Below are 11821 nucleotides of genomic sequence, written 5' to 3'. Positions count from 1 at the left end.
AGGCGTGCAATCGACTCTGTGCGGCCGCCCGGTCGCGGGGGATCGCCCGCTGATCATGGCGATCGTCAACCGCACCCCGGATTCGTTCTACGACCGGGGCGCGACCTTCAGCGACGAGGCCGCCAGGGACGCCGTCCGCCGGGCCATCGCCGCCGGCGCCGATGTCATCGACGTGGGCGGGGTCAAGGCGGGTCCCGGCGAGAGCGTCGACATGGACACCGAGATCACCCGGCTGGTGCCGTTCATCGAATGGCTGCGCGGCGCCTACCCTGACCAGCTGATCAGCGTCGACACCTGGCGCTCGGAGGTGGCCAGGGTGGCCTGCGCTGCCGGCGCGGACTTGATCAACGACACCTGGGGGGGCATCGACCCCGCCCTGCCCGGGGTGGCCGCCGAATTCGGCGCGGGCCTGGTGTGTTCGCACACCGGCGGCGCGCTGCCGCGCACCCGCCCATTCCGGGTGAGTTATGGAACGACCACGCGCGGTGTGGTGGACGATGTCATTCGCCAGGTCACCGGGGCCGCCGAGCGGGCCGTCGCGGCCGGAGTGGCCCGCGACCGGGTGCTGATCGACCCGGCCCACGATTTCGGCAAGAACACCTTCCACGGGCTGCTTTTGTTGCGTCACCTGGGCGATCTCGTTAATACCGGATGGCCAGTGCTGATGGCTTTGAGTAATAAGGACTTCGTCGGGGAGACTTTGGGTGTGGAACTGACCGAACGGCTTGAGGGAACGCTCGCTGCCACCGCGCTCGCGGCGGCCGCCGGGGCGCGCATGTTCCGGGTCCATGAGGTCGCAGCCACCCGGCGGGTACTGGAAATGGTGGCCTCGATCCAGGGGACACGCCCGCCGACGCGGACGGTAAGGGGGCTCGCATGACGGCATCGGAGCTGGTCGCCGGGCATCTCACCAACAAACGGGCCCTCGCCGCACGGCCGGGAGACGTCTGGCTGTCCAACCCCGACCGGAACCGTCCGGGCTGGACCATCGGCGAACTCGAAGAGGCGAAGGCCGGGCGAACCATCTCGGTGGTGCTGCCGGCCCTCGACGAGGAAGCCACCATCGCATCGGTGATCGAAAGCATCTCTCCGCTGGTCGATGGGTTGGTCGACGAGCTGATCGTGCTGGACTCCGGCTCAACGGACGACACCGAGATCCGCGCCATCACCGCCGGTGCCCGCGTCGTCAGCCGTGAACAGGCATTGCCCGAGGTGCCCACCCGGCCCGGCAAGGGCGAGGTGCTGTGGCGCTCGCTCGCGGCCACCAGCGGCGACATCGTCGTGTTCGTCGACTCCGACCTGATCAACCCGCACCCGATGTTCGTGCCGTGGCTGGTCGGCCCGCTGCTCAACTGCGACGGCGTCCATCTGGTCAAAAGCTTCTATCGACGGCCGCTGAACGTCGGGGATGGCGGTGCTGGCGAAGGCGCTGCAAACGCCAGTGGCGGCGGGCGGGTCACCGAGCTGGTGGCCCGGCCGTTGTTGACGGCGCTGCGGCCGGAGCTGGGCTGCATGCTGCAGCCACTGGGCGGCGAATACGCGGCCTGCCGGGAGCTGCTGACCTCGCTGCCGTTCGCCCCGGGCTATGGCGTGGACGTCGGTCTGCTGGTGGACACCTTCGACCGGCTGGGCTTGGACGCGATCGCCCAGGTCAACCTTGGCGTGCGGGCGCACCGCAACCGGCCGTTGGGCGAGCTGGGCGCGATGAGCCGTCAGGTCATCGCGACGCTGCTCTCGCGCTGCGGGATCCCCGACTCCGGAGTCGGGTTGACCCAGTTCCTCGCCGACGGCGCCGGCGGGCACGGCTACACCCAGCACACCTCCCCGGTGTCGCTGGTGGACCGGCCGCCGATGAGGGCACTCAGGCCCGTTTGAGGCCCCTTGGAGACCCCTTCGGACGCCGGATTGTCGGTGGTATAGGGCAATATCAATCGCGTGGCGTTGGTGTTGCTGTACCTGGTGGTGCTGGTGTTGGTCGCGATCGTGCTGTTCGGCGCGGCCAGCCTGCTGTTCGGTCGCGGTGAGCAGCTGCCGCCCCTGCCGCGGGGGACGACGGCAACGGTGCTGCCCGCCTTCGGCGTGACCGGCGTGGACGTCGACGCCGTCAAATTCACCCAGGTGCTGCGCGGGTACAAGACCAGCGAGGTGGACTGGGTGCTGGACCGGCTCGCCCGTGAGCTCGAGGCACTGCGTGGCCAGCTGGCCGCGGTCCACGCCAACCCAGTTGCCGAGGCCCAAGAGGTCCAAGCCGAGGGCGAGCACGGTCCGGTGGAACCTGACGACGGCGAGGATCGTCAGGACATAGTGTGAGCGACGACGGGCTGGTTCGGTGTAGCTGGGCGACCCTTCGGCCCGGGCCGGACTTCGAGCTGTACCGCAACTACCACGATGAGGAATGGGGCCGCCCGCTGCACGACGGGGTGGCGCTGTTCGAGCGGATGAGCCTCGAGGCCTTCCAGAGCGGCCTGTCTTGGCTGATCATCCTGCGCAAACGGGAGAACTTCCGGCGCGCCTTCGCCGGATTCGACATCGAGACGATCGCGCGTTACACGGATGCCGACGCGCAACGGCTGATGGCGGACGAGGGAATCGTCCGCAACCGGGCCAAGATCGAGGCGACGATCGCCAACGCGCGCGCCGCCGCTGACCTGGGATCCCCCGCGGACCTGTCGGAGCTGCTGTGGTCGTTCGCGCCGTCGCCGCGGCCCCGGCCGGCCGACGGATCCGAAATCCCCTCGGCCAGTGCCGAATCGAAGGCGATGGCGCGCGAGCTAAAGCGGCGCGGGTTCCGCTTCGTCGGGCCGACCACCGCCTATGCGCTGATGCAGGCGACCGGGATGGTCGACGACCATATTCGCGGTTGCTGGGTGCCCGCAGAAGCGCTTTGAGGGACCGATAAGGTCCCAGAACCGGGTCTTGGTGCAACTGCCGACCCGAATAGGGAACAATGGGGGGGTGATTTGGCAGTTCAATGTCGGGTATGGCTGGAAATTCACTGGCGGGGCATGCTCGGCGCCGACCAGGTCCGCGAACGCGGGCCAGCTCGAATTTGGAGGGAGCACTCGATGGCGGCGATGAAGCCCCGGACCGGAGATGGTCCTCTCGAAGCAACCAAAGAGGGGCGCGGCATCGTGATGCGGGTACCACTCGAGGGAGGCGGTCGACTAGTCGTCGAACTCACGCCCGACGAAGCAGCTGCCCTGGGCGATGAGCTCAAGGGCGTTACCAGCTAGGACCAGCTCAGGCACTGCCGAATGCACGTCGTCCGGGCCTAGGCGCACACCTTTCGATAGATGTCCAGCGTCTGCTCGGCGACATGGGCCCAGGAGAAGCACTCGACGCAGCGCTGGCGCCCTGCCCGGCCGTAGCGCTTTGCTTTTTCGGGATCCGCGACTAGCTCATTGACCGCTTGGGCCAATCTGGCCTGGAAACCGATCGGGTCGTCAGCGTCGTAATGCACCAGTGACCCGGTGATCCCGTCGACGACCACCTCCGGTATCCCGCCGACGTCGGAAGCCACCACCGCGGTCGCACAGGCCATCGCCTCGAGGTTCACGATTCCCAACGGTTCGTACACCGACGGGCATACGAAAACGGTTGCCGCCGAAAGTATTTCGCGTAGTTCCCCGATGGGAAGCATTTCCCGGATCCAGAACACCCCGGTGCGATTGCGGCCCAGCTCGGCCACCGCCTCCCGAATCTCGTCGGCCAGCTCCGGCGTATCGGGAGCACCGGCGCACAGCACCAACTGCACGTCGGGGCTGAATTTGTGCGCGGCCGCCACCAGGTGGGCCACACCCTTCTGCCGGGTGATCCGCCCGACGAACGCCACCATGGGCCGGCTTGGGTCGACCCCAAGATCGGCGAGCACCGAACCGGTCCACTCCGGCCCGGCGGGATGCCAGACATCGGAGTCGACCCCGTTGCGGACGACGTGGACCACGCTTGGATCCAGTGCGGGGTAGACCCGCAGTATGTCTTCGCGCATAGCGGAACTGACCGCGATGACGGCGTCGGCGGCCAGCACCGCGGTGTGCTCCACCCACGTCGACACCCGGTAGCCGCCGCCGAGCTGTTCTGCCTTCCACGGCCGCAGCGGCTCGAGCGAATGCGCGGTCAGAACGTGGGGGATGTCGTAGAGCAGCGCGGTCAAATGTCCGGCCATGCCGGTGTACCAGGTGTGCGAATGCACGATGGTGGCCGCCGACGCGGCATTGGCCATCATCAGGTCGGTGGACAAGGTGGACAGTGCCGCGTTGGCACCCCGCAGCCGTGGGTCGGGCTGATGGGCGAAGGCCTCCGGACGGGGTTGGCCCATGCAGTGCACGTCGACCGGGCACAGTCGGCGCAGCTGGGCGACCAGTTCAGTGACGTGTACCCCGGCTCCGCCATAGACGTCGGGGGGGTACTCCCGAGTCATCATCGCCACCCGCATACCCGCACCGTAGTTCGGGGACAGGGTGGCCCGCGAGTCGGGACGGACAATCGGTTGCGGTGATCGGGCCGCGCCGCGGAGCCAAATACCTTGACGGACAGCCCCTCAGACGGCAGCCAATAGGGCGGTTCCCCTGGCAGCGGTTCGCGGCGGCCGATAGTTTGGACTCATGAGGGAAGCGCCACACGTGCTGGGCATTGTCCTGGCCGGCGGTGAGGGCAAGCGGCTGTACCCGCTGACCGCAGACCGGGCCAAACCGGCGGTTCCCTTCGGTGGCGCCTATCGGCTGATCGATTTCGTGCTCTCCAACCTCGTCAACGCCCGTTATCTGAGGATCTGCGTTCTCACTCAATACAAGTCGCATTCACTTGACCGTCATATTTCGCAGAACTGGCGGTTGTCCGGCCTGGCCGGTGAGTACATCACCCCGGTGCCGGCCCAGCAGCGCCTCGGCCCGCGCTGGTACACCGGCTCCGCCGACGCGATCTATCAGTCCCTCAATCTGATCTTCGACGAAGACCCCGACTACATAGTGGTTTTCGGCGCCGATCACGTGTACCGGATGGACCCCGAGCAGATGGTCCGGTTCCACATCGACAGCGGGGCCGGCGCGACCGTGGCCGGCATCAGGGTTCCGCGCAGCGACGCCACGGCGTTCGGTTGCATTGACGCCGACGACTCCGGCCGCATCCGCAGTTTCGTGGAAAAGCCACTGGATCCGCCGGGAACCCCCGACGACCCTCAGTCGACGTTCGCTTCGATGGGCAACTACATCTTCACCACCAAGGTGCTCGTTGACGCGATTCGCGCCGACGCCGACGACGACCACTCGGATCACGACATGGGCGGTGACATCATCCCGCGGTTGGTGGACGACGGGTTGGCCGCGGTTTACGACTTCTCCGACAACGAGGTGCCCGGCGCCACCGAGCGCGACCGGGCTTACTGGCGTGACGTCGGGACGCTGGACGCGTTCTACGACGCGCACATGGACCTGGTGTCGGTGCATCCGGTGTTCAACCTGTACAACAAGCGCTGGCCGATCCTTGGCGCGTCGGAGAACCTGGCGCCGGCCAAGTTCGTCAACGGCGGGTCGGCGCAGGAGTCGGTGGTGGGTGCCGGCAGCATCATCTCGGCGGCCTCGGCGCGCAACTCGGTGCTGTCCTCGAACGTAGTGGTCGACGACGGCGCGATCGTGGAGGGAAGCGTCATCTTGCCGGGCGCTCGGATCGGCCGTGGCGCGGTGGTGCGCCACGCGATCCTGGACAAGAACGTCGTCGTCGGGCCCGGCGAAATGGTCGGAGTGGATCTGGAAAAGGACCGTGAGCGCTTCGCGGTCAGCGCCGGCGGTGTGGTCGCGGTGGGTAAGGGCGTCTGGATCTAGCTCGCGTTACCGGCGCGGGCTCAGGGGATCTCGGGGATCAGCAGATGCGCGTCGTAGCGCGGGCCCCAGTGCAGTGTCACTCGACCGCGCGGCGGTTTGCCGTAGGCCGCGGGGAACTGGCCCGTGAGTGGGTTTCGCGGATGCAACCAGCGTCCGCCGACCACCAGCCGCAGTTGCTCGCCCGCGCGGAACAATGTCGCCGACGGACCCAGCGCGACATCGACCGCGACCACCTCACCGGCGGAGACGGGCTGCGGGTTGGTGCATTCCGGGACGGGTTCGGAGGGCAGCGAGAGCGCCGGGTGGAGCGCGCGCAGCGAGACCCGCTGCCAGCCGGTGGTCACTCGGTCGCGGCCGTAGCCGTAGGAACCCTCGAACCCGACGAACCGCCCGTCGCGCCACTTCTCAACGCCGACGAACAGGTTGGCGTCGTCGCAGCCGTGCAGCTCGACCCATAGCCGGGCGACCATCGGGCCGGTCAGCTCGACATCCGCGGGGACCGTCCAGCTGAATACCGCTGCGCGAGAGAAGGTTTCGAACGCGATGCCGCCGGCCGTCGACGGCTGCTGTGCGGTCAGCGCTCCCGCTTCGGCGAGATAGATTGGCCGCCAACGCGTACGGGCGAGCGGCCATTCGGCTTCCTCGCGCACCGCGGTGATGGTGTCGCGGTCCTCGCGCACCTCGAGGCGGACACTACGGGAATCGGGCGCGCCGTCCAGCACGCCGCGGAAGAACTTGAGCTGTTCAGCCCGCGCGACTTCGGAGTAGAAGGTCACCCATTTGCCGGCCCGGTGGGTGTAGAGGCGGGCGTGGGCGGAGCCGCAACCCGTGAACGCCCGGATCGAACCGCGGCTGTGCAGGTTATTGTCCGAGAAGCTGCCGCACACCAGCATGGGAACCTTGATCGCCGACAGGTCGGGTACCAGCGAGCGCCAGAAGTCGTCGCGCAGTGGGTGGTCGCCTTGCATCGGCGCGAGGGTGTAGGTCTGCCGGGTATCGCTACGGATGTTCCGAGACCACAGCCGGGTGAAGCCGGTCTCGCGGACTCCGCCCGGAAATGCCAGGTCGCGATACGCGTCGGTCCAGCCCTCCCACGGGCAGATGGCTCGTAGCGCCGGCGGCTGCAGGGCGGCGACGGCGTACTGGCTGATGGCCAGGTAGGACACCCCGAGCATGACGACGTTGCCGTCGCACCACGGCTGGCCGGCGATCCACTGTACGAGGTCGTAGGTGTCCTCGGCCTCTTGGCGCGACAGCAGCTTTCCGGTGCCGCCGGAGTGCCCGCAGCCGCGCGAGTCGGCGTTGACCACCGTGAAGCCGTGGGCGGTCCACCAGGCCGGATCCGGTGCTTCCCAACCGGTCAGCGCCGAGAAGGTCACCGATTGCGGCTGGTGAATCATGCGGTATTGCTTCGAGAAAGTCCACCTCTTGCCCCGCCGTCTCGGCAGATTGTCCTTGCCGTAGGGGTGGATACTCAGGATGACCGGCCGGGCCCCGTCTTCTTTGCTGCGGTTGCCCTTCCAGACGGCATTGATCCGCAAGACTGTCCCGTCGCGGGTCGGGACGGCGATGTCACGTTCGACGGCGACGTCGGTCGGTGAATCGGTGACGGTTACGGGAGGTTTGGCGATGCCGCGAAGCCGGCCCAGTGCATATCTAAGGGCGCCGGGACGTTGCCACGGCCGGTCAAGGGTAGGTGCCGGATTACGGGCCACACCAACACCTTAGGCGGGTTGGCTTGGCCACTACCAGACGTTGGGCACCAACCGATAGCGCACCCGGTGCGTGTACTCGCGGTACCCGCCCAATTCTTGGGTGAGCAGCTTTTCCTCGTCGAGGATGCGGAAGACGAGAACCACCACGCAGGGGATGACGAACAGAAGCCCCCAGTAGGAGCCGAGTGCCAACGGTGTGCCCAACATCAGGATCACATCTGCGGCGTACATCGGGTGCCGCACCAGCTTGTAGAGACCGCGGGAAGCCAATTTCTGGCCTGCCTCCACTCTGACGGTGGCGGCCGCATAACTGTTCTGCACGACCACCAGCATGCCCAGACAAAGTCCGGCCACGACCAAGACATCGCCGATCAAGCACACCGCCGCCGGCACCGCCGACCAGCCGTAACGATGGTCGAATGCGCTTAACGCCGTCATCGCGAAGAGCCCCGAAAAAGCACCGATGATAATGATCTTCTGGACTGTTCTGGCTTCCGCGAGTGGGCCGCCATGCATACGTCGCTGCAGAGCTGCCGGGTTCGTCCGAGCCAAATAGATGGCCGGGACCACGGTTGCGAGCGTGAGCACCGCGATGAAAACCCATGCCTGCCAATAGTTGAGCGTGTCGGCCGGCACGAACAGGATCAAGCACAATGCGGCAAGTCCGAAAACCGACGATGCCATCACTCGAACAGCAGTCTTCATGTCCCCACCCCTAACAACGCAGGTCACGCCGTCGAAAAGCGATGGCCCCCAAGGTGATCAGCGCCGCATCGATGGCCAGCAGCCACAGTAGCGGCGCGGCGGTGAAGTCGGTGCCGACCCGTGGGGTGTGGGCGAACGGTTCGAGATCGAGCAACCACTGCGGGAACTGGGCCAACGAACCGATCAGGTACAGGGTGATGAAGCCGACCAGCACGCCCCACGCCACGGGCGTGAACCGGGGTGCGAGACCGAAGAATGCCACTGTCACCGCGGCCAGCAGCCAAACGGCGGGCAGCTGCACGGCAGCGCTTCCGACGACGATGGCCAGCTTGCCGCCGATGTCGTTGGCCGCAATGCCGTAGACGAGCCCGCCGGCCAGTCCGCTGACCAGCATCGCGACCGCGGATCCCAGCAGCGCGGCTATCAAATGGCTTGTCAGCCAGCGGGTCCGCGAAACGGCACCGGCCAATGTCGTCTCGGCTCGCTGGCCGGTTTCCTCCTGGTGCGGTCGCAAGGTGAGCGAGATGGCGAACGCGGCAGCCACCATGCCCATCATGGTGAACGCCACCGCGATGAACGCCTCCTCCAGAGCGCTGGTTCCGCCCATCCGCGCGACGATGTCACGCGCGACGGTGCTGTCGCCCAGCTCGTCGCCGATGCCGTGCACCACGCTGCCCATCAGGACGCCGTACAGACACAGGCCGACGGTCCACAGCAGGAGCGCGCCACGGTCCAACCGCCACGTCAGCCCGGCCACGCCGCTAAGCCACGTCGCGGCGGTGCCGGGGCCGGCGCGTTCGGCGATGAGCCCGGCGCCCACATCGCGGCCGGCGAGCAGTCGATAGGCCACCAGGGTGAGCGCGGCCGTCGTCGCCAGATGCAGCAGCAGGACCCACCAGCGGTCGCCCGCGTACGGCCTGACTTGCAGTGACCACCCCAGCGGCGAGAGCCACGACAGCCTGCCGTCACCGGCGTCCCCGATGGCGCGCAGCGTGAACGCGGTCGCCAATGCGCCGAACGCGGCGCCCCGGGCGAACCTTGCGCTTGGCGACAGCTGCGCTGCCACCGCGGCGACCGCGGTGAACACCAGGCCGGAGCCGGCCAGCGCGGCCCCGAAGGCCAGCGATCCGCCGCGCGGGATGTCGGTGGTGAGCAATCCCGCGGCGCCGATCGCGCCGGTGGCGATCGACGCCCCGAACGACAACGTCAGCGCCGCGCTGAGGCTGGCATACCGGCCGACTGCGGTCGAGTCCAGCAGTTCGGTGCGGCCGCTCTCCTCGTCGGCACGGGTGTGCCGGATGACGGTGAGAATCACCGCTATCCCGATGATCAGGTGGAACATCCCGGCCTTCCAAATGCCGACCGCCCCGGTGGTGTCGTTGTAAACCTGCCCGTATAGCGCGCGCTGGGCGGGGCTGGCCATGATGGAGGCCGCGAATCCGGCGCGGGCGGACTCGGTCGGGTAAACCTTGAGGACGCTGCCGACGTACACGCTGGCCAGCGGAACCGACAGCAGCAAGACCCACAGCGGCAAGACGATCCGGTCGCGGCGCAGGTAGAGCCGCAGCATCCCGAGCGTGCCGGCGAAGTTCGAGCCCGCCGCCGGCGCTTGGTGCGCCGGATGGTGTGGCCGGTCCAAGGTTGCGGTGCTCATCGGGCCGACACCTTCTTTTCGGTTCGTTGACGCTGACCGTCGGTCGCGGTGTTGGCCGTGTTGTAGTGCCGCAGGAAGAGCTCCTCGAGGGTCGGCGGCTGGCTGACGAGGCTGCGCACACCGGCATCGCCGAGCGCCCGGATGACTTCGCCGAGGCTTTCGCTGTCGACCTGCGCGCGCAGCGTGTTGCCGTCGACACTGACGTCCTCGACGCCCTTGATTCGGGTGAGATCGCCCGGATCACCGATCATTTCGGCCTTGATCGAGGTGCGACTGAGATGGCGCATGGAGTCCAGCGACCCGCTCTCGACGGTCCTGCCTGCCCGGATGATGGTCACCCTTTCGCACAGCGCCTCGGTTTCGGCCAGGATGTGGCTGGACAGCAAGACCGTCGTACCATGGTCGCGCGCCTCGCCGACACACTGCTGAAAGACGTTCTCCATCAATGGGTCCAGGCCGCTGCTGGGCTCATCCAGGAGGAGCAGCCGAGCCTGCGACGAGAAGGCCGAGATCAGGGAGACCTTCTGGCGGTTGCCCTTCGAGTAGGCGCGTGCCTTCTTGCGCGGGTCGAGGTCGAAGCGCTCGATCAGCTCGGCGCGACGTTTCTCGTCGATGCCGCCACGCATCCGGGCCAGCAGATCGATAGTCTCGCCGCCGGTCAGCGAGGGCCACAGCGTCACATCGCCCGGCACGTAAGCGATTTGGCGGTGCAACCCGACCGCGTCGGTCCACGGGTCGCCGCCCAGCAACCGTGCGCTTCCGCTGTCGGCCTTCACCAGACCCAACAGGATGCGGATGGTCGTCGACTTCCCGGCGCCGTTCGGTCCGAGGAACCCGTGCACCTCTCCTTCGCGCACGGTCAGGTCGAGGCCGTCCAGCGCGCGCACCGCGCCGAAGTTCTTGGTCAGGCCGCGGATTTCGATCGGCGCGAAGTTGCCGGGGTTTTCAGCTGGCATGGGATTCTCCTTGATCATCGGCGGCCAGGAATGCGTCGTACATGGTGCGGTCTGCCATCAACCCTTCGGTGTAGATCTCGAGTGCGGGCAGCGTCATGTCCCGGGCGTAGTCGCGCAGCACGGCACGCAGATCCGTTGGGGTTTCGTGCATTTGCAGATACAGCAGGAAAGCGCCTCCGCCGGTTATCGACAGATACTTCGCCCTGGCCCGGGGGTCGCGGCTCGGCTTGAGCGTTCCCGCCCGCACGCCTTCGTCCAGATACACCTCGGCGTCGTCCGTCATCTTGCGCCACAACGTCGTTGCCAGCTCGCCGCCGGCCTGCATGCTGCGGACCAGGTAGGCCATCAACGGCGCGTACGTCTCGATCTCGGCCATCTGCGCGAACCAGGTGGCCGGATCCCTGGACTGCATTGCCGCCGACTTGCCGGTGCGGATCTCTTCGGCGATGTAGTCGTCGCAGGCTTTGCGCAGGCCGTCCTTGGAGCCGAAGTGGTGGATGACCAGCGCGGCGCTCACCCCCGCCGCTTCGGCGATGGCGCGTAGCCCGACGCCGAACCCGTGCTCGCCGAACTGCTCGATGGCCGCGTCGCGGATCCGGGCGGCGGCGGTCAGGTCGGCTGAACGCATGTTCAGTATATTAAACGTGCGTTCAGCGAAGCGTCAAGGAGGCCGGCCGCAAGGAACTCGTAAAGATAAAGATAAAGAACAGTCGCTGTCCGGTCACGTCGGAAACAGGAGTACCGCGCGACGGCCACCACCCAATCCGGGAATGTGATATCGCAGGTGATATCGCATTCGGAGGTCGTCTATTGGTGCGCGATTGGTGCGCGCGGCGCCAAGCCGACTAGACGGTATGGGGGGCTGGGGCCTCGCTCACATGTGAACGTGGGTTGCCGACAGGGTGGTCCTGGTCGGTAGAGCCACAGATGTGGGAGGCCCCAGTGGAGATTTATCGTACGAGTGTCGGGTTG

The 11821-nt window shown here is 67.1% G+C and carries 12 protein-coding genes; 6 read left to right on the top strand and 6 right to left on the bottom strand.

The window, feature by feature from the left end; translation table 11 throughout:
• Positions 1-4 precede the first annotated feature (4 nt).
• The 5 genes from folP (at position 5) to ACLP4W_RS16840 (ending at position 3233) form a co-directional block, all read left to right on the top strand.
• Positions 5-880: a dihydropteroate synthase gene (gene folP / locus ACLP4W_RS16860; protein ID WP_442387814.1), complete on the top strand. Its 876-nt coding sequence runs from the start codon at positions 5-7 to the stop codon at positions 878-880.
• Complete coding sequence (locus ACLP4W_RS16855; RefSeq protein ID WP_442387813.1) at positions 877-1875, top strand: glucosyl-3-phosphoglycerate synthase; 999 nt, start codon at positions 877-879, stop codon at positions 1873-1875. The genes folP and ACLP4W_RS16855 overlap by 4 nt, the downstream gene beginning before the upstream one ends.
• Before the next feature lie 60 nt (positions 1876-1935).
• Entirely contained in the window at positions 1936-2310 is a 375-nt protein-coding gene (locus tag ACLP4W_RS16850; protein ID WP_442387811.1) for a DivIVA domain-containing protein, read from the top strand.
• Complete coding sequence (locus tag ACLP4W_RS16845; protein ID WP_442387809.1) at positions 2307-2888, top strand: DNA-3-methyladenine glycosylase I; 582 nt, start codon at positions 2307-2309, stop codon at positions 2886-2888. Before ACLP4W_RS16850 ends, ACLP4W_RS16845 begins: the two co-directional genes overlap by 4 nt.
• 177 nt (positions 2889-3065) lie before the next feature.
• Positions 3066-3233 (top strand): DUF3117 domain-containing protein, encoded by a 168-nt coding sequence (locus tag ACLP4W_RS16840; protein ID WP_003406247.1) that lies wholly within the window; start codon positions 3066-3068, stop codon positions 3231-3233.
• A 38-nt stretch (positions 3234-3271) separates the two neighbouring features.
• Here ACLP4W_RS16840 and glgA read toward each other — a convergent pair whose 3' ends face one another.
• Complete coding sequence (gene glgA / locus ACLP4W_RS16835; protein ID WP_442387807.1) at positions 3272-4435, bottom strand: glycogen synthase; 1164 nt, start codon at positions 4433-4435, stop codon at positions 3272-3274.
• Between the two features lie 169 nt (positions 4436-4604).
• Here glgA and glgC point away from each other — a divergent pair, with 169 nt between their 5' ends.
• Positions 4605-5819, top strand: a complete 1215-nt coding sequence (gene glgC, locus ACLP4W_RS16830) for a glucose-1-phosphate adenylyltransferase (RefSeq protein WP_442387805.1) — start codon at positions 4605-4607, stop codon at positions 5817-5819.
• Positions 5820-5839: 20 nt separating this feature from the next.
• Here the strand turns inward: glgC and ACLP4W_RS16825 are convergent, their stop codons facing one another.
• The 5 genes from ACLP4W_RS16825 to ACLP4W_RS16805 are packed head-to-tail and all read right to left on the bottom strand — an operon-like array spanning position 5840 to position 11477.
• On the bottom strand, positions 5840-7534 hold the full coding sequence (locus tag ACLP4W_RS16825) for a CocE/NonD family hydrolase (RefSeq protein ID WP_442387804.1): 1695 nt from the start codon (positions 7532-7534) through the stop codon (positions 5840-5842).
• Positions 7535-7564: 30 nt separating this feature from the next.
• The gene (locus tag ACLP4W_RS16820) at positions 7565-8239 is read right to left on the bottom strand and encodes a methyltransferase family protein (RefSeq protein ID WP_442387803.1); all 675 of its coding nucleotides are present in this window, start codon (positions 8237-8239) and stop codon (positions 7565-7567) included.
• A gap of 10 nt (positions 8240-8249) precedes the next feature.
• A complete protein-coding gene (locus ACLP4W_RS16815; protein WP_442387801.1) occupies positions 8250-9893 on the bottom strand; it encodes an ABC transporter permease in 1644 nt (547 codons plus the stop codon).
• A complete protein-coding gene (locus ACLP4W_RS16810) occupies positions 9890-10849 on the bottom strand; it encodes an ABC transporter ATP-binding protein (protein ID WP_442387799.1) in 960 nt (319 codons plus the stop codon). The genes ACLP4W_RS16815 and ACLP4W_RS16810 overlap by 4 nt, the downstream gene beginning before the upstream one ends.
• Complete coding sequence (locus ACLP4W_RS16805) at positions 10839-11477, bottom strand: TetR family transcriptional regulator (RefSeq protein WP_442387797.1); 639 nt, start codon at positions 11475-11477, stop codon at positions 10839-10841. Before ACLP4W_RS16805 ends, ACLP4W_RS16810 begins: the two co-directional genes overlap by 11 nt.
• Positions 11478-11821 lie beyond the last annotated feature (344 nt).

It is taken from the genome of Mycobacterium sp. (assembly GCF_052145595.1).
GTDB lineage: Bacteria > Actinomycetota > Actinomycetes > Mycobacteriales > Mycobacteriaceae > Mycobacterium.
Note: the sequence above shows the minus strand (reverse complement) of the source record. Positions and strands in the feature narration are given on the sequence as shown.